Origin of the sequence: Saccharopolyspora soli (assembly GCF_022678645.1) — a bacterium.
Lineage (GTDB): Bacteria > Actinomycetota > Actinomycetes > Mycobacteriales > Pseudonocardiaceae > Saccharopolyspora > Saccharopolyspora soli.
Genome location: NZ_JALBWV010000001.1, coordinates 215,645 through 232,325, shown reverse-complemented (window position 1 = coordinate 232,325; position 16,681 = coordinate 215,645). Strand labels below are relative to the sequence as shown.

Genomic DNA, 16,681 nt, shown 5'->3' with positions numbered 1-16,681 from the left:
CAGGTCAAGAACTCCGCAGGAACTCCTGTAGCTCGGCGAGGGTTTCCTCCGGCCGTTCCTCGGCGAGGTAGTGCCCGCAGTCCAGCACGTGACCGCGCGCCTCGGGCGCCCACCGCCGCCAGACGTCGAGGACGTCGGGCTCGCGGCCCAGCGGTCCGCGGGTGCCCCAGAGGACCAGTGTTGGGCAGGTGATCGTCCGGCGGCCTCGGTCGGCTTCGTCGTCGGCGACGTCGACGGTGGCCCCAGCGCGGTAGTCCTGGCACATCGCGTGGATCACCGATGGTCTGCGGCACGCCGCGCGATAGGCCGCAAGCGCCTCTGGTGCGAACAGCTCGCTGGCGCCGCGGAGGAAGAAAGCGTCGGGGTCCGCGGCGATCAGCCGCTCCGGCAGATCGCCCGGCTGCGCGAGGAAGAACCAGTGCCACGCAGCGCGGGCGAACCCGGCGTCGACGCGGGCGAAGACGTCGGCGGTGGGCAGGATGTCGAGCACCGCGAGCGCGGTCACCGCCTCGGGGTGGTCGAGCGCCAGGCGATAGGCGCAGCGCGCTCCCCTGTCGTGGCCGACTACGGCGAACCGGTCGAAGCCGAGCGCGCTCATGACCGCGAGCTGGTCGGCTGCCATGGCCCGCTTGCCGAACGCCGCCACCTCGTCGACCTCGTCCGGCGGCGGCGTGCTGTCGCCGTAGCCACGCAGGTCGGCGACCACCACCGTCCGGTCACGGGCGAGGCCGGGCGCGACGTGGTGCCACATCGCAGCGGTCTGCGGGTAGCCGTGCAGCAGCAGTACCGGCGCCCCGCTGCCGCCCACGCGCACCCGGATCCTCGCCCCTGCCGGGGTCGGCACGTCCCGAGTCTCGAAACTCTCGAACATCAGCGGTCGAGCCCGTACCAGTCCAGCGCGTTCCCGCTCAGCACCGCGTCCCGTTCGGCGTCGGTGAGTGCGGCGAGCAACCGCCCGCCACCGTCGCCGTGGTCGTGCGGGTAGTCGCTGGCGTGCATGAGCACCGCCCCCGCGTCGAGCAGGTCCAATGCCTCCCGCACCTGCACGGGGTCGTGCGGGAGGTGTGCGGGCGCCGTCGTGAGCCGGATGTGCTCGCGGACGACCTCGGCGGGCTTCTTGCCGAGCCACGGGACCTCTCGCCAAACCCCCTTCCAGTCCTTGTCGAACCGCCACAACAACGTGGGCAGCCAGGAGAACCCGCACTCCAGCAGGACGACGCGCAGATCGGGGAGCTCGGCGAACACGCCCTCGGTCACCAGGCTGGTCACCTGCGCATGCACGATGATCTGGGAGTTGGCCAGGTAGTCCTCCAGATAGGTGTGCGTGAAGCCGCTGGAGGTCGGCGCGTTGCCCACCCGGCCCCATGCGTGCAGTCCGACCACCAGTCCCCGCTCCGCCGCGGCGCGCAGGATCGGCCGGTGCCGCACGTTGCCCCACGGCGCATCGACGCGCACCGGAAGGAGCACCTGGACGATCCCCGGATGATCGCCGATGCGCTCGATCTCCGCGACGGCGGCGTTCGCGTCGAGCGTCGGGACCACCATGCTCGCCCGCAGCCGGTCGTCCTTGCCGAGCCATTCCTCGATCAGCCAGTCGTTGATCGCGCGGGTCAGCGCTGCTTCGTAGTACGGGTTGCGGTTGCAGTTGAACGAGCTCGTGCAGTTCAGCACCGCAGTGCGCAGCGAATGCGGATCGAGCAGTTGTGCGCGCAGATCGTCCACTGTGCTCGGTGGGAAGATCCCCGCTGCGCGGGCGAGCGGAGTGGCACTCGTGGACGCCAGCGGTGGATACGCCCCGCCCTGCGTCGGGGAGAACGACATCCCCGCGTCGAGCACGTAGCCGCGCCAGTACTCGTCGAGGTAGGGCTCCAGATCAGCGAGCCTCGCTGGTGCGCAGTGCACGTCGGTGTCGACCGCACCGACGACGGTGGGCGCGGTCATCGAGCAACCTCCGTCTTCCGTTCCGGCAATCCGTACAGTCGGCAGGCGTTGGCACCCATCACCTGCTCGCGCACGGGGGCTGGCAGCAGCCGCGGGGCGAGTCGCGGCGAGTCGAAGTCCCAGTGCGGGTAGTCGGAGGCGAACATGATCCGATCGCTCATCCCGATGTGCCGCAGCGCGGTCTCCAGCTGCCCGAGGTCCTCGGGCTCCTCGATGGGCTGGGTGGTGAACCAGATGTGCTCGCGGATGTACTCCGACGGAGGCCGCCGCAGGTGCGGAACGTCCTCGCGCAGCTGCCCCCACGCCTCGTCGAGCGCCCACATCAGCGGCCCCATCCAGGCGATCCCGCCTTCGACGCAGACGACCTGCAGCGATGGGAACTCCGTGAAGACGCCCTCCGTGAGCATGCTCATCACCAGCGCGGCCATCGTGTTGCCGTTCCAGACGTGCTCTTCGAGGTAGAACGACGGCCAGCCCGCGCCCCGGTGCTGTTCCAGCCCGCCGGTGTGCGCGGCGATCGGCAGCCCGGCTTCGGCCGCGGCGGCGTAGATCGGCCAATACCTGCGCCGCCCGAACAGCGACTCGCCGCCGGTCGACAGCAGCACCTGGACGAACCGCGGATCCCCGGCGCGGCGGTGGATCTCCTCTGCTGCGAATTCCGGCGACTCGATCGAAACCGCGATGGAGCTGCGCAGGCGCGGTTCCCGGTCCAGCCACTCCTCGGCGATCCAATCGTTGAGGGCGCGGCAGAGCGCGGCGGCGTACTCCGGCTCCTCCACGCCCCAGCTGTGCCCCTGCAACGGGATGAGGACCCCGTGATCGATGTCGAACTCGTCGAGCAACTGGTCCTGCATCGTCCGGAGGTCGCTGCCCGGCGCACCGCCCTCCGGCCAGGCGTCGAGCCGGAAACCGGCGTTGCGCACCCGCGGGTAGATCTCCGGCGGTCCGGGCACCCGGCTGCCGAACATCTCGAACCGCCGCTGGTGCCGGGCGTCCAGCCGGGGCAGGATGTCGCGGGCCAACGCGTGCGGGTGGATGTCGGCGTCGACGATCGTGTAGGCGGCGCGAGCACCGGCGCGGACGGGCGTCTCAGTTGCTGCCGTGCTGGTCATTTCTCACCTCCGGGTGCGGTGCCCGGCTTGACCGGGCGAGGGCTGGTGTCGACCACGACGTAGGCGTCTTCGACGTGCACTGGGAAGGTCTCCGCGACGTAGGGGCCCGGCATCCGTCCGCCCTTGGGCTCCGCCGAGGACTCGGCGGATTCGACGCTCACGTCGTAGGTGCGAACGGGCGGTTCGCCCGGTCCGAGGAACGATTGGCCGGTCTCGAGGTCGTATTCCCAGCCGTGCCAAGGACAAGCGACCAGCGCCTCTTCCCCGGCCATCTGGTACTCACCCGGTCCCGAGGACTGGACCCACGGCTTGGTGCGGCCGACGCACAGCGGGCCGCCCTGGTGCGGGCAGTAGTTGTTGAGGGCGTAGAAGCGGTCGCCGATCCGGAACACGCCGATCGACCGTCGTCCCGCCTGCACGAGCTTGCGCTCGCCAGGCGGGAACTCGTCGAGCCTGGCCACCACGATTCTCATGAATTCGACATTAAGAAAAGCGTTGGCCAGTAAGGAAGAAGAAAATCGGGATGCGGACCATCGATGCGCTCTATGGCCCCGAGTTCTGGGCGGCGGCGCGGATGGTCTCGCGCATCCAGCGGTGCGCCGGATCGGTCTCGTGCTTCTCGTGCCACCAAAGGCATTCCACGATCGGCTCGGGTTCACCGGGGTATTCGAGGATCCGCAGATCGGTCCGGTTGGCGAACCGGCGGGCGAGCCGCTCCTGGATGACGGCGACGCGATCGGTGCCCGCCACGAAGTGCGGAGTGGCGCGGTAGCTGTCCACCCGCACCGCGACCTCGGGGTTCACCGCCAGCGCCATCATCAGCGGCGCGAGCGGGGCGGTGGGCGGGTAGTCGCCGCCGGGGTGGTGCGGGACGACCCACGGCCTGCGCTCCAGCTCGGCGGTCTCCAGCCGCGTCCGGTTGATCGGCACGGTGTCCGCGTCGACCACGCACACCCAACGGTCGCGGAAGAGCTCCGCGCAGCGCAGTCCGGACAACTTCAGCCGCGCGGTCGGGGCCGAGGCGAGCCCGTCGATGAGCCGAAGCGCTTCCACGGCGTCGGAGGGCAAAGCGCCAGTCACGAGCATGACGTGCAGCTTCGCCCCCTGTGCTTGGGCGTAAAGCGCTCGGGAAACCGCCTCCCCCACGGCGTCCAGCACGTAGTCCGGCATGAGCAGCTTGTACTCGCGCCGGGTGGTGGCCGGGTCGAACGGAGCCGTGGTGAACAGCCGCTCCGCCGCCTCGCACAGCGGCTCGATCTGGGCGGCCAGTTCCACGGCCAGCGGGGACAGCACGTAGCCACCCCGGCGCCGGACGAGCAGTTCGTCGTCGAAGTGCCTGCGCAGCCGGGCCAACGCGGCGCTCGTCGTCGGTTGGGTGACGCCGATGCGCTCGGCCGCTCGGGTGACGTTGCGGGCGCGGAGCAACTCGCGGAGGAAGACGAGCAGGTTGAGATCCAGGTTCGCCAGAGAGGACCCGTGCTCCTTCATGAGCGTCCCAGCATCGTCGCCACGAGGCCATTCATCCGCACCCGCGATGGCGTGTCAAGCCACGTCGGGACTGGTCCGCGCCCGGATGTCCGCTCACGCCGTTGCGCTCCACGACTGGGTGTACCGTCCGTGTGCTCGCGGTGCTATACAGTCACCGCGTCGCACGTAGGTGATCACGCGCACTCGCTGGGCAGCGCGCTACGTCAGGTGTTGCTCTCCGTCTGTCACGACCTGCGTGAGCGTCACTACGACAACCAATCACCCTCTGGCGAGAACGGACCACTGTTGGATCGCGACACGAACTGGATTCCGGACGGAGCTGACCTCGACACACCCAGCGCTGCGCGGGTGTACGACGCGTTGTTGGGCGGTGCCCACAACTTCGAGGTCGACCGGGAGTTCGCCGCCAAGGCGAAGCAGGTGTTCCCCGGTGTGGACGTGGCGTGTCGCGCCAACCGTTCGTTCTTGCGACGCGCGGTCGTGCACGGTCTCGATGCCGGTGTGCGCCAGTTCCTCGACATCGGGTCGGGCATCCCGACGGTCGGCAACGTCCACGAGATCGCGCAAGAGGTCGACCCCGGTGCCCGAGTCCTCTACGTCGACAACGAAGCGGTCGCCGTCGAGCACAGCAAGCTCATCCTGGACAGCAACGAGCACGCCTCGATCATCCGCGCGGACATGTGCCAGCCCGAGCAACTGCTGGAGCAGGCGAGCGACCTGCTGGACTTCTCCGAGCCGATCATGCTGCTGATGCTGGCCCTCGTGCACTTCATCCCGGACAGCGCCGGACCAGCGGAGCTGGTCGCCCAGTACCGGCAGGCGCTCCCGGACGGCAGCTACCTGGCGATCACCCACGCCACCGGTGACGCCCGGCCGGACGACATGCGCAAGCTGGAAGCGCTGTACGCGACCAGCAGCAACCCGGCCGTGGCCCGGTCGCGCGCCTGGATCACCGGGCTGTTCGACGGCTACGAGCTGGTGGCGCCGGGTGCGGTCTTCGTGCCGGAGTGGCGGCCGGACAACGAGACCCTGGACAACCCGGAGAACTACATCTTCTTCGGGGGCCTCGGGCGCAAGCGCGACAGCTGAGGGAGCCAATCCTCCGGCTCAGCCCGGTCTTTCGCACGTGTTGCGCCGAAGCCACCGCGACCAAGTCGCAGTGGCTTCGGCGCGCGGCGCGGCCTCACGGCTTGGACGGCTCCGGAGGGGCGAGCGCGGCATCGCCGGAAACATCCGCGTCCTGGTCCGCCTTGCGCGAAACGATGATGAACGCAGCGGCGACCATGGTCAGCACCGCCGCGATCGCGACCACGATGAACGGCACGTTGGTGTTGTTGTTGGAGGCGCCGAGCACCAGACCTCCGATGTACGGGCCGAGAATCCCGCCGAGCCGACCCATGCCCAGCATGTAGCCGGTTCCGGTGCCTCGGGCGTTCACCGGGTAGGTCATCGCGCAGGTGTTGTTGAGCATGAACTGCCCGCCGATCAGGAAGAACCCGGCTAGCGCGATCGCGATGATGTTCAGGATCGGGTCGTGCGTGATCACCACGCTCAACGTCACGAGCGCACCGAGCCCGCACCAAACGCCGAGGCTCAACCGCCGCCCCAGCCACCGGTCGGCGACGTAGCCGCAGACGATCCCACCCAGGAACGGCACGCTGTGCAGCGCCGCACCGAAACCGAAGCCCAGCGCGAAGTTTCCGCCGCGCTCGATCATCAGGGTCGGTGTCCAGCTGGACAGCCCGTAGTTGATGAACAGCAGGAAGAACGCCGAGCACCACAGCGCGATGGTGGCCACCACATAGGGTTTGCGCAGCGGGATCATCCAGTCGCCGCGTGCCCGACCGGTCTTTCCCGCTCGGGCGAAGGGAAGTTCGTGGTAGAGCTCGGCCCGGTCCGGGCGCACCTTGGCCATCAGCCGGGCGGCCTGCTCGGTCTTGCCGCGCGACACCAGGTATTCGGTCGACTCCGGGAACACCGCGATGAACAGCAGCCCGATCAGCCCCGCGGCGGAGCCGAAGTAGAACAGGAACTGCCAGCCGTACTGCTCGGTGAACAGGATGCCCATGATCGAGGCGAGGACACCACCGAGCGAGAACCCCGCCGCGGCCAACGTCGCCAACCGAAACCGACTGCGGTTCGGCAGGTATTCGTTGATGTAGGCGGTGCCCAGCGGCATGACCACGCCGAGCCCGATGCCCGTGATCAACCGGATGATGACGAAGCTCTCGTAGGAGTTGGCGGAAGTCGCGGTCAGCAGGCTGAACACCCCGGAGATGAGCAACCCGCCGATCATGGTCGGTCGCCGACCGACCCGGTCGGCGACCACGCCGTGCGCCAATGAGCCGATCATCACTCCGACCAGGCCCGCCGAGACGAGCAGGCCGGACTGAGCCGGGCTGAGTCCCCAGGGCTTGGCGACGAAGTGGATGACGTAGGACGGTGCCAGGATGTCGTAGCCGTCGAACAAGATGGCCAGGAAGACCAGCGCGACGAGCTTCCAGTGGAACGGTCGTAGCGGCGCCTCGTCGAGTTCGGCGCGGACGTCGATCGAGCGATCAGCCATGTCAACCTCCGTTGGTTGTCCAAGTGGGGCTGGAAGCGCGGGATGGATCCTGACGAGTTCGGCGGACAGGGTGCCAGGTTGCTACGCACCGCTGCGGGGCGCACCCGTGTCAGCGCACCCGTGTCAGCGCACCCGCAACGTCATGTCGCCGAGGCGGCTGATCCTGGTCTCCAGCACGTCCCCGGCGCTGATCGGTCCCACACCGGGCGGGGCGCCGGTGAACACCACGTCGCCGGGTAGCAGGGTCATCATCCGCGAGGCGTAGGAGATGATCGCCGGGATCGGCGTGATCAGATCCTTGGTGTGCACGTGCTGGCGGTGGTCGTCGCCGTTGAGCACCAGGTCGATCTCGAAGTCGGCCGGATCACCGGCTTCGTCGGCGGTGGTGATCCACGGACCGATCGGCGCGAACGTGTCGTAGCTCTTGCGCCGCGACCGGTCCGCGGCGCTGCGCACCGTGATGTCCAGTCCGATCGTGTAGCCCAGCACGTGGTCCAGCGCCTCGCCCTCGGGGATGTCCTTGCCGCCAGCCCCGATCACGATCACCAGCTCCGACTCGTGGTGGATCTCCTGGCCAGCGGCGACCACTTCGGCGGGCAGCACGATGTCCTCGGTCGGCCCGCTGATCGCCGACGGCGACTTGAGGAACACGTCGAAGTCCATCATCCAGGACTCGACGTGGCCCAGGGTGCGCTCCTGCACGGCGTGCATCTCTTCGACGTGGTCGCGGTAGTTGCACGCGCAGGCGATGATCTTCGACGGGTTCAGCACCGGTTCCCGCAGGCGGACCTGCTCCAGCGGGACCGGGGTGCCCGCCTCGGCGACGGTCTTGAGATCGGTTGCGAGTCCCGGGAAATCCCGGCACAGCGCGCGCCACCACCCGGCGGTGACCGGATCGGGATCGTGCGGGTACGGCAGCGCCGCCGTGACGTCGACGATTCCGTCCTCGGTGACCGCACCGAGCCGGAAGTCGTTGAACAGCGCCAGCTTCACGAGGAGTCCTTTCAGCGGGGGGTGAACGTGCCGGTCACGGCCTGCGGGGTGTCGAGGGCCTGTTCGCGGTGGACGCCCAAGGCCCGCAGCACCGGGGTGTCGCTGAGTGTGAAGAAGTCCGCCTGCTCCGCGGCGTGGTGCTCGACCGCCGACCAGGAGGGCACCACGAACATGTCGCCGGTCTCCCAGTCGAAGCGCTGTCCGTCGATCACGCTGTGGCCCGCGCCCGCGCGCACCACGTAGATCCAGTTTCCAGTGCGCCGCACCGGAAGCGTGTGCTGACCGGCGAACACCCGTTGCACGCCGCAGGCCAGCGTCGGCAGCACGCTCGCCCCGGACCGGGGGTTGATGTACTCGACGGCGACCGAAGGCGCGCCGGACTGCTTGCCCGCCTCCTGCCGCAGGCGTTCGTCGGTGTCGGCCCAGCGGTAGATCAGCAGCGGAGAGGGCGTCGGGTCGAGTTCGGTCTGCACCGAACCGGTTGCGTACCGGCGGCAGGTGTCGGCGTACTGCCGTTCGGAGCGGTTGTGCTCGCCGTCCACGGCTTGGTTGAGGTCGGGGTGCGGTTCGAAGAAGATGCCGTCCAGGGCCTCCACCATCGGCAGGTCCAGGCCGTCGAACCAGAGCATGTTGTGGCCGGTGGTGTTCGAGTGGTCGTGCCACGCCATCCCCGGTGTGAGGACGAGGTCACCGGCGCGCATGTCGCAGGCGTCCCCGTTCACCGTGGTGAACACGCCCTCACCGGAGATGACGAAGCGAATCGCACCTGGGGTGTGCCGGTGCGCGGGGGCGCTCTCGTGGGGACCCAGGCATTGCACCGCGCCCCACAGGGTTCCGGCCGCGTAGGGACGGCCGCCCAAGCCCGGATTGCGCAGGCTCAGCACTCGGCGCTCGCCGCCGCGTTCGATCGGCACCAGTTTGATGGCGCGTTCGGCCAACGGCACGTACGTGCTGGCCCGCCACAGCCACGGGATGGACTTCGGTTGCGGTACCGGGGTGAGCAACTGCTCCGTGATAGTCCACAGTGGAGCAAGGTCGACCACGTCCAGGTCCTGGTAGAACGCGGCGAGTTCCTGGTCCACGTCTTGTTCGACGGTCATGACTGCGCTCCTTCCAACTCGGCGTGCTCGTCAGGTGGCGTACCGATGCCGAACTTCCGCACGCTTTCCAGCAGCGAAACCCGGCGCAGCCAGTCGCGGGCCCGGTCCGCATCGGCCGCCAGCTCTCGCAGTTCTCGCTGGTTGGCGCGGCGCGATTCCGGGTCGGTCTCCCGCAGCCGGTCGGTGTTGCGCTGCGTGTCCGCCTGGACGTACTCCAGCGCGATGCGTCGGCGGAAGCGGTTGAACGCGTCCAGTTCGGCGTCTTCAGCAGCGCCGTCGGCGAGGATCCGCACCAGTCGCCGGGTGAGGTCCATGGCGTCGTGGATGCCGCTGTTGAGCCCGACACCACCCACCGGGCTGTTGACGTGGGCGGCGTCGCCGACCAGCAGCACGCGGCCGCTGCGGAAGGACTCCGCCACCCGCTGGTGCACGTTGTAGATCTGGTGGTCGATGATCGGGTAGCCGTCCGCGCGGGCCGACCAGTTCTGCAGGTGCCGCTGCATCTCCGCGGGGTCGGTGGCCTGCTCGGTGCTGACCTCGGCGGGCACCGGATACAGCAGCCGCCAAGCCTCGGGGGTGTGCAGGATGAACAGCCACTCCACCGGGTCCGCCACGTAGTTGACCTCGGCGATCCCGGGAACCTGCTCCCGCAGGTCGACCGGCGTGCTGAGGATCAGGAACCGCTCCGAGTACGTGACGCCCTCGAACGCCAGGTCCAACTGCTTGCGCACGGTGCTACCGGCCCCGTCCGCGCCGATGAGGTACGAGCCGCGCAACCGCTGCTCGCCGGTGGACGTCTCGATGACGGCTTCGACTCCCCCACCGGTGTTCTCGACCCCTACCAGGCGCGATCCGAAGCGGAGGTCGACGAGATCATCGGCGATCAGCCGGTCGAACAGGAACCGCACCAGGCGCTGCTGGTTCAGTTGCAGCCGGAACGGGAACTTGGTCTCATCCGCCAGCAGTCCCAGGTCGAACTCGGCGATCAGCCCGTCGTGCCGGTCCCGGAACTGGTACTTCGGCACCACCAGCCCTTCCGCCAGCATCCGGCCGGTGATGTCGATGTGCTCCAGCAACTCCATGGTGGCCGCGTGGAAGGTGGACGCCCGCCAGTCCGGCTGCGGCTCGGGGGTCGCTTCGACCACCGCGGTCGGGATGCCCGCGCTCGCCAGCGAGGCGGCCGCCGTCATGCCCACCGGTCCTGCGCCGACCACGATCACGGGGAGATCTTCGGAAACCAGCACAGCAGCGACAGTAAGGAGTAATTCCTCATGTAGGAAGAACCTGGAGGTATAATTCCTTCATGCCGAATGTTCCAGCCAAATCGGGCGGCCTGAGCTCGGTGGACAACGCGCTGCACCTGCTGGCCCTGCTGGGTGACCGCCGCGCGCTGCGGGTCGCCGAGGCCGCCGAAGTCCTCGGGGTGGCGCGGTCCACCGCCCACCGGCTGCTGTCCGCCCTGCGCGCGCACGGTTTCGCGATGCAGGACAAGGCGAACGGCGCCTACCGACCGGGGCCGGTGCTCAACGAGATCGGTCTGGCCGCGATCGGGCGGATCGACATCCGCCGCGTCGCCCAGCCCGTGCTCCAGGAGTTGCGCGACGAAACCCAGGAGACCGTGAGCCTATCGCTGCTGGAAGGCCGCGACATCAGGTTCATCGACTGCGTGGAGGGCACCCGATCCGTGCGGGTCGGTGGGCGCACCGGGATCGTGCTGCCCGCCAACTGCACGGCCGGGGGCAAGGCGCTGCTCGCCGCCCTGTCCCAGCCCGAGCTCGCTCGGCGGTACGCCGACCAGGACCTGGCGGTGCGCACCGAATCCTCGGTCGGGTCCTGGGCGGAACTCGAAAAGGAACTGGACGCGATCCGCCAGGACGGCTACGCGATCAACCTGGAGGAGGGTGAGCAGGGGATCAGCGCCGTCGCGACCGCGGTTCGCGACCTCACCGGTGCCCCCCTGGCGGCAATCGCGGTCGTGGTGCCCGCCAGCCGGATGGACGCCGCGGCGGCACGTGAACTCGCCCCCAGGGTCATGGCAACGGCAGGCGCCATCCAGGAACTGCTGCACGCCAAGCTTTGAGCAGGGCGTCGTGAGTGTTTTTGGCCGCTAGAACGGCCATAGCCACTCACGACGCCAGCCCGCTTCGCTGGCCACAGCTGCGGAAACGGTTCCTAGGCCGGAGTCGCGGCGCGTTCACCGGGTAGGCCGTCGAACAGGCCGGTCGCTCCGTGCGGTCGCCACAGCGGCACGCCGCCGGGACTGGCGTCGGCCAGCGATGTCACCACGCCCTGTTCGGCCGAATCCATTGCTCGCAGGATGACCAGCATGTTCGTGACGCTCTGCTGGATCGTCCCGACGACCTCGGCGCCGTGTCGGATCGCGTCGGCGAAGTTGCTGAGTTCGTTGTAGTAGCCGTTGTCCATCCCGCGGAAGAGGTTGGTCTCCGTCGTCCCGTCGGGGCGGATCAGCGTCACCCGGCGTTGCGCGTTCGTCTCGTCCAGGGTCAGCACGCCTTCCGTGCCGTACAGCCGCATGTCGTTGGGTTCCGGTGGGATCGCGATCTCCGGGTAGCTGGCCGTGTAGTTGCCGATGGCGCCGCTGGCGAAGACCAGGTTCAGCGTCAGGTCCGAGGGCGAGTCGATCGTGCTGTTGGCCCACTGGACCGCGCCGTGGGCCCGGACGGGATCACCGCAGAGCATCCGGATCTGGGCGATGTGGTGGATGCCGATGTCCAGGTGCATGCCGCCGCGGTACTGCGGTCGCAGCCGCCAGGGCGTCCCGTTGAACCTGCCCTCCTGCGGCACGATCTGCCCGGCCACCCGCCAGGCCATCAGGTGCACCTCGCCGATGGCGTCGTCGTCGAGCAGGGCACGCGCGAAGCGGATGTCGTCGCGGTAGAAGAAGTTCTCCCCGATCAGGATCGTCCGGTCCGGGTACTCGTCGGCCAGCGCCAGGAACTGCCGCGCCTGCCGCTCGTCGGTGCCGGTCGGCTTCTCGCAGACCACGTGCTTGCCAGCGGCCAGCGAGTCCTTCGCTACCTGGTAGAGGTCCGGAATCGGCACCGAGATCAGCACCGCCTCCACGTCGTCGCGGGCCAGCAGCTGGTGGTAGTCGGCGGTGAAGTCGGCCAGGTCGACGCCGCTGTAGGACGAGAAGTGCTCGCCCTGGCGGGCGGACCGATCGGCGAACGCCGTGACGACGAACCGGTCGGTGAGCTGCCGCAGCGCCTTCCAGTGCAACTGCGCGACGGCCAGCCCGGTTCCGATCAGCCCGAGCCGGATCGGCTCCGTTCTCCCGTTCCCCGCCATGCTTTTCCGCCTTCCCGTCGGTTTCGGACATCGAGGAGCCGAGTTACTGCCTTGCTGAGCGAGCCGGTCTTTTGGCCCGCCCGTGCTTGCGCTTCTGTTCCGCGAGGATCGGGAAGTTCCGCTGGAGGTGCGAACGCATCGCCGCCCTGGCAGCTTCTGGGTCCCGCGACTGCAGCGCCGCGAAGATCTGGGCATGGGCCGAGGTTGCCCGGCGCAGGCTATCGGGGGCCTCGTTGGTCACCCGTCGGCTGGCGGTGAGCAGCCACCGCGCGGAGTACATGATCCGGTCGAGGATCCGGTTGTTCGCCGCGCGGCAGATCTGCATGTGGAACTCGTGGTCGGCGTCGAGGTAGTGGTCCGGATCGGACTCCAGGTCGGCCATCCGGTCCAGGTCCTCCTGGAGCCTGGCCAGGGTCTCGTCGGTGATGCTGGTGGCGGCCATCGCGGCCAGTTCCGGCTCCAGCAGCACCCGCATCTGGTGCAACTCCCCGAGCAGTTCGTCGACGTGCTCGGGGGGCAACCATTCGGCGAGCAGCGGATCCAGGTAGTCCCATTCGGCCTGCGGCCGGACGACGACGCGGCGGCCTTGGGAGATCTCCACGATGTCCAGCGCGGCAAGCATCTTGAGCGCATCGCGGGCCACCACGCGGGAGACGCCGAACTCCTGGGAGATTTCGAGCTCTGACGGCGCCAGTCCGTCGGAGAACTCGCCGTCCACGATCCGCCGGGTCAGCAGCGCCGCCACCTGGGTCGGGAGAGTGCGGAGCTTGACACCATCCGGCATCTCTTGTCTCCTAGGCATGTCATCAGCTTATCGGACAAGTAAACCCATCGTTGGGAACTACAGCACGGTTTTCCGATTTCCCCGCGAGATTCCGCCCTTCGGCCGTCCAACTTCGACTCGTTCGGTTCCAGATCTCGGCCCGCCACGGCGTCGGCGGGACGCCGAGGTGACCTGCTGGCGCTCCCCCACCAGCAGTACCGGGCAGCTCGACCGGGCGCTGGCGGAGGCGACCCGATTACGCGAAGGCAGCGGCAAGACCTCAACGAGGAGGTTTTGGTATGCGAGGTACGCACCATGCGAGCGCCCTGAGCAGACGTGATTTCCTGGGCAGATCGATGGCGCTGTTGAGTGCCGCTCCGTTGTTGTCCGCGTGCTCGACAGCAGCCGACGAGGCGGGTGCCGACGAGATCAACGCGCTGCTCATCACCGGTGGCACCAGCTATCCGCCGTACTGGGCGAAGATGGCGGCCGAGTTCCGGGCGCGGACCGGCATCACCGTCAACTACGACCTGCTGCAATTCACCCCGCTGCTGTCGAAGGAGATCACGCTCTCGGCGGCACGCAGCGCGCAGTACGACGTCTACAGCACGCACACCGCGCAGATCGGCGCGTTCTTTCCCCATTTCGAGCCGCTCAACAGGTTTTTCACGGACGCCGACCTGGCGGACTTCTTCCCGGTGTCGCTGGCCGCACTCACCAACTCCGCGAACGGGCAGCTGGCGGCGATCCCGCGGAACATGGACTCACGTTCGCAGTACTACCGGACCGATCTGTACGCGGCGCACTCGATCCAGCCCGCCAAAACCTGGGACGAGCTGATCGACGTGGGCCGCAAGCTCACCGGCGGCGATCGGTACGGGCTGGTCCTGCCCGGCTCGGGCGACCCCGCGCAACGGCAGTTCGCCGACTTCCTCTGGCAGGCCGGGGGCGACTGGCTCGACGCGGACAACAACGTCGCGTTCAACTCCCCGGCGGGCGTGGAAGCGCTGACCTTCTACCGCGACCTGATCAAGCGCTACGAAGTCGTGCCCGCCGATTCCGTCACGTACCAGTGGAACGAGAACTCGGCCAACTTCTCCAACGAGATCTGCGCGACCGTCTTCGACTGGCCGGGGGCGTATGCGACCTACGGGGACCCGTCGTCGGCCAAGACCGCTGGCAAGTTCGGCACCGCGCCGCTGGCCAGCTACCGGACCGGCATCTCCTGCGCGATCGCGCACGCGATGGCGATCAACCGGTTCTCCGCGAAGAAGGAGGCCGCCGCCGAATTCATCAAGTTCACCGTCAGCCCGAACGCCCTGGTCGAGCAGTACCAGAAGTTCAAGTACTACCCCAGCCGCCGGAGCATCGCCGAACAGGTCACCAACGAGTCCGGGGGCGCGGAGCGCAAGTGGCTCGAAGACCTGCGGACGACGATCGAGAACGGCAAGGAATGGCCCAAAGTTCCCGGCTTCGACAAGGTGTCCACGGTGGTGCAGACCGCCGTGCAGAGCGCGTTGAGCGACCAGCTGAGCCCGAAGGCCGCCCTGGACGCCGCCGCTAGGGAGAGCACCCGGATCCTGCGGCAGGAAGGGACGGTGCGCTGATCATGACGACGACTGCTCCGCAGCGGTCGCGCGGTCGTCCCGCGTGGCTGAGCGGATACGCGCTGGCCGTGCCAGCACTGCTGCTCATGCTGGCGGTTTTCCTTTACCCGCTGGGTTTTTCGCTCGTCAAGAGCTTCTTCCGGTGGGATCTCGATGCGACCAACAGTGATTTCGTCGGATTCGGCAACTACCTCGACGTGTTCACCGGCATGTCGTTCGGGCCGACGCTGCGCAACCAGGTGGTGTTCACGGTGGTGTCGCTGCTGGTGGAATGCGTGGCCGGGATGGCGATCGCCGTACTGCTCAACAGCAAGCTGCGCGGGTTGCGCCCGGCGCGGACGCTGCTGCTGATCCCGCCGATGGTGGCCCCGGCGGTGGTGGGGTTGAACTTCCGCTGGTTGTTCAACGAGCAGTACGGCCTGATCGACGGCGTGCTGAAGGCGGTCGGCCTCCCGGTGATCCCGTGGCTGTCCGATCCCGGCTGGGCGCTGGTGTCGATCATCATCGCCAGCGCCTGGCAGAACACTCCGTTGCTGGTCCTGCTGTTCCTCGCCGGACTGCAGGCGGTTCCCAAGGAGCCGGTGGAGGCGGCGGCGATCGACGGCGCGTCCAGCTGGCGGACGTTCTGGTCGGTCATCCTGCCGCTGGTGCGACCGGTGATCGTGATCGCGCTGATGATCCGGATCATCGATCTGTTCCGAACCTTCGACGTGGTCTGGTTGATGACCCAGGGCGGGCCGGGCAACGCGTCGAACCTGCTGACCGTCGAGGCGTACAAACTGGCGTTCCAGAGCGTCGATTTCGGCCATGCGGCAGCGGTTTCCTACGTCGCCCTGGTGATCTCGCTGATCCTCCTGGCACTGCTGTACGGGATTCCCTGGCTGACCGCGCGGAGGGCGTTGACATGACCGAGCTGGCCTTCGAAACCCGGAACACGACGGGATCCGCGCTGACCCGCGGCAGGCGGGTGAACGCGGGCCTGGTGGCGCGCTACGTGGTGCTCGTCGGGACGGTCTTCCTGTCGATCTTCCCACTGCTGTGGCTGATCGTGACATCGCTGCGGACGACGGACGAGATCTTCGCGACGCCGGTGGAACTGATCCCGAAGTCGGTCACGCTCAGCCAGTACATCAAGGTCTTCAGCGACTACAACATGGCCGACTACCTGGTGAACTCCGTGGTGGTATCGCTGGCCACGGTCGTGCTCGTGACGGTCCTGGCGCTGCCCGCCGCCTACGCGCTGGCGCGGATCCGGTTGCCCGGCGTCAAGGTCATCGTCGGCGTGCTGCTGGTGATGCGGATGATCCCGGTCATCGCCTTCGCGATCCCACTGTTCGCGGTGTTCTCCTCGATCGGGATGCTGGACTCGGTCTGGGCGCTGATCCTCACCCACACCGCCGCGAAACTCCCGGTCGCGATCTGGCTGCTGATGGCCTTCATCCAGGACCTGCCCAGGGAGATCGAGGAGTCCGCGGAGATCGACGGAGCGGGCGTGGTCAAGCGGCTGGTGCTGGTCGTGGCGCCGCTGATCGGCCCAGGGCTGGCCGCGAGCGCGGTGTTGACGTTCCTGTTCACCTGGAACGATCTGCTGATCGCGCTCACGCTGACCTTCAGCGAGGCCGCCCAGACCCTGCCGGTCGGGCTGACCAACTTCGTCACCCAGTTCGGCATCGACTGGGGCCCGATGTCGGCGGCCGGTGTCCTGATGGTCGTTCCGACGTTGCTGTTCGTCTGGTTCGCGCAGAGCTATCTCGTCAAGGGACTCGTCGCCGGTGCGGTTCGAGGCTGACCCGGCACGGCTG

The 16,681-nt window shown here is 68.2% G+C and carries 16 protein-coding genes; 5 read left to right on the top strand and 11 right to left on the bottom strand.

Annotated features, from left to right (window positions below):
* Window positions 1–4 precede the first annotated feature (4 nt).
* The 5 genes from MOQ72_RS01040 to MOQ72_RS01020 form a co-directional block, all read right to left on the bottom strand.
* A complete protein-coding gene (locus MOQ72_RS01040) occupies window positions 5–871 on the bottom strand; it encodes an alpha/beta fold hydrolase (protein WP_242179851.1) in 867 nt (288 codons plus the stop codon).
* Window positions 871–1,941 carry an amidohydrolase family protein gene (locus tag MOQ72_RS01035; protein ID WP_242179850.1) on the bottom strand — a complete coding sequence of 357 codons (1,071 nt, stop codon included), beginning with the start codon at window positions 1,939–1,941 and terminating at the stop codon, window positions 871–873. Before MOQ72_RS01035 ends, MOQ72_RS01040 begins: the two co-directional genes overlap by 1 nt.
* Window positions 1,938–3,053, bottom strand: a complete 1,116-nt coding sequence (locus MOQ72_RS01030; protein WP_242179849.1) for an amidohydrolase family protein — start codon at window positions 3,051–3,053, stop codon at window positions 1,938–1,940. The genes MOQ72_RS01035 and MOQ72_RS01030 overlap by 4 nt, the downstream gene beginning before the upstream one ends.
* On the bottom strand, window positions 3,050–3,526 hold the full coding sequence (locus tag MOQ72_RS01025; RefSeq protein WP_242179848.1) for a Rieske (2Fe-2S) protein: 477 nt from the start codon (window positions 3,524–3,526) through the stop codon (window positions 3,050–3,052). The genes MOQ72_RS01030 and MOQ72_RS01025 overlap by 4 nt, the downstream gene beginning before the upstream one ends.
* Before the next feature lie 70 nt (window positions 3,527–3,596).
* On the bottom strand, window positions 3,597–4,541 hold the full coding sequence (locus tag MOQ72_RS01020) for a LysR family transcriptional regulator (protein WP_242179847.1): 945 nt from the start codon (window positions 4,539–4,541) through the stop codon (window positions 3,597–3,599).
* 285 nt (window positions 4,542–4,826) lie between these two features.
* Here MOQ72_RS01020 and MOQ72_RS01015 point away from each other — a divergent pair, with 285 nt between their 5' ends.
* Complete coding sequence (locus tag MOQ72_RS01015) at window positions 4,827–5,630, top strand: SAM-dependent methyltransferase (RefSeq protein ID WP_242179846.1); 804 nt, start codon at window positions 4,827–4,829, stop codon at window positions 5,628–5,630.
* Window positions 5,631–5,724: 94 nt separating this feature from the next.
* Here the strand turns inward: MOQ72_RS01015 and MOQ72_RS01010 are convergent, their stop codons facing one another.
* From MOQ72_RS01010 to MOQ72_RS00995, 4 genes are all read right to left on the bottom strand, one after another.
* Window positions 5,725–7,107: an MFS transporter gene (locus MOQ72_RS01010; protein WP_242179845.1), complete on the bottom strand. Its 1,383-nt coding sequence runs from the start codon at window positions 7,105–7,107 to the stop codon at window positions 5,725–5,727.
* Between the two features lie 123 nt (window positions 7,108–7,230).
* The gene (locus MOQ72_RS01005; RefSeq protein ID WP_242179844.1) at window positions 7,231–8,100 is read right to left on the bottom strand and encodes a fumarylacetoacetate hydrolase family protein; all 870 of its coding nucleotides are present in this window, start codon (window positions 8,098–8,100) and stop codon (window positions 7,231–7,233) included.
* 11 nt (window positions 8,101–8,111) lie between these two features.
* A complete protein-coding gene (locus MOQ72_RS01000; protein ID WP_242179843.1) occupies window positions 8,112–9,200 on the bottom strand; it encodes a cupin domain-containing protein in 1,089 nt (362 codons plus the stop codon).
* Entirely contained in the window at window positions 9,197–10,444 is a 1,248-nt protein-coding gene (locus MOQ72_RS00995) for an FAD-dependent oxidoreductase (protein ID WP_242179842.1), read from the bottom strand. The genes MOQ72_RS01000 and MOQ72_RS00995 overlap by 4 nt, the downstream gene beginning before the upstream one ends.
* Before the next feature lie 59 nt (window positions 10,445–10,503).
* On the opposite strand from MOQ72_RS00995, the gene MOQ72_RS00990 reads away from it, so the two are divergent.
* A complete protein-coding gene (locus MOQ72_RS00990) occupies window positions 10,504–11,280 on the top strand; it encodes an IclR family transcriptional regulator (RefSeq protein ID WP_242179841.1) in 777 nt (258 codons plus the stop codon).
* Between the two features lie 92 nt (window positions 11,281–11,372).
* Here MOQ72_RS00990 and MOQ72_RS00985 read toward each other — a convergent pair whose 3' ends face one another.
* Both MOQ72_RS00985 and MOQ72_RS00980 read right to left on the bottom strand, forming a co-directional pair.
* The gene (locus MOQ72_RS00985) at window positions 11,373–12,509 is read right to left on the bottom strand and encodes a Gfo/Idh/MocA family protein (protein WP_242179840.1); all 1,137 of its coding nucleotides are present in this window, start codon (window positions 12,507–12,509) and stop codon (window positions 11,373–11,375) included.
* A 43-nt stretch (window positions 12,510–12,552) separates the two neighbouring features.
* Window positions 12,553–13,293, bottom strand: coding sequence for a FadR/GntR family transcriptional regulator (locus MOQ72_RS00980; protein ID WP_242179839.1), 741 nt, complete (start codon window positions 13,291–13,293; stop codon window positions 12,553–12,555).
* 278 nt (window positions 13,294–13,571) lie between these two features.
* On the opposite strand from MOQ72_RS00980, the gene MOQ72_RS00975 reads away from it, so the two are divergent.
* The 3 genes from MOQ72_RS00975 to MOQ72_RS00965 are packed head-to-tail and all read left to right on the top strand — an operon-like array spanning window position 13,572 to window position 16,668.
* Window positions 13,572–14,879, top strand: a complete 1,308-nt coding sequence (locus MOQ72_RS00975; RefSeq protein ID WP_242179838.1) for an ABC transporter substrate-binding protein — start codon at window positions 13,572–13,574, stop codon at window positions 14,877–14,879.
* A 2-nt stretch (window positions 14,880–14,881) separates the two neighbouring features.
* Window positions 14,882–15,787, top strand: coding sequence for a carbohydrate ABC transporter permease (locus MOQ72_RS00970; RefSeq protein ID WP_242179837.1), 906 nt, complete (start codon window positions 14,882–14,884; stop codon window positions 15,785–15,787).
* On the top strand, window positions 15,784–16,668 hold the full coding sequence (locus MOQ72_RS00965; protein ID WP_242179836.1) for a carbohydrate ABC transporter permease: 885 nt from the start codon (window positions 15,784–15,786) through the stop codon (window positions 16,666–16,668). Before MOQ72_RS00970 ends, MOQ72_RS00965 begins: the two co-directional genes overlap by 4 nt.
* Window positions 16,669–16,681 lie beyond the last annotated feature (13 nt).

Excerpts from the sequence above, each read along its gene's own strand:
- MOQ72_RS01040 (WP_242179851.1), bottom strand. The coding sequence starts at position 871 with ATGTTCGAGAGTTTCGAGACTCGGGACGTGCCGACCCCGGCAGGGGCG.
- MOQ72_RS01035 (WP_242179850.1), bottom strand. The coding sequence starts at position 1,941 with ATGACCGCGCCCACCGTCGTCGGTGCGGTCGACACCGACGTGCACTGC.
- MOQ72_RS01030 (WP_242179849.1), bottom strand. The coding sequence starts at position 3,053 with ATGACCAGCACGGCAGCAACTGAGACGCCCGTCCGCGCCGGTGCTCGC.
- MOQ72_RS01025 (WP_242179848.1), bottom strand. The coding sequence starts at position 3,526 with ATGAGAATCGTGGTGGCCAGGCTCGACGAGTTCCCGCCTGGCGAGCGC.
- MOQ72_RS01020 (WP_242179847.1), bottom strand. The coding sequence starts at position 4,541 with ATGAAGGAGCACGGGTCCTCTCTGGCGAACCTGGATCTCAACCTGCTC.
- MOQ72_RS01010 (WP_242179845.1), bottom strand. The coding sequence starts at position 7,107 with ATGGCTGATCGCTCGATCGACGTCCGCGCCGAACTCGACGAGGCGCCG.
- MOQ72_RS01000 (WP_242179843.1), bottom strand. The coding sequence starts at position 9,200 with ATGACCGTCGAACAAGACGTGGACCAGGAACTCGCCGCGTTCTACCAG.
- MOQ72_RS00990 (WP_242179841.1), top strand. The coding sequence starts at position 10,504 with ATGCCGAATGTTCCAGCCAAATCGGGCGGCCTGAGCTCGGTGGACAAC.
- MOQ72_RS00985 (WP_242179840.1), bottom strand. The coding sequence starts at position 12,509 with ATGGCGGGGAACGGGAGAACGGAGCCGATCCGGCTCGGGCTGATCGGA.
- MOQ72_RS00980 (WP_242179839.1), bottom strand. The coding sequence starts at position 13,293 with ATGCCGGATGGTGTCAAGCTCCGCACTCTCCCGACCCAGGTGGCGGCG.
- MOQ72_RS00975 (WP_242179838.1), top strand. The coding sequence starts at position 13,572 with ATGCGAGGTACGCACCATGCGAGCGCCCTGAGCAGACGTGATTTCCTG.
- MOQ72_RS00970 (WP_242179837.1), top strand. The coding sequence starts at position 14,882 with ATGACGACGACTGCTCCGCAGCGGTCGCGCGGTCGTCCCGCGTGGCTG.
- MOQ72_RS00965 (WP_242179836.1), top strand. The coding sequence starts at position 15,784 with ATGACCGAGCTGGCCTTCGAAACCCGGAACACGACGGGATCCGCGCTG.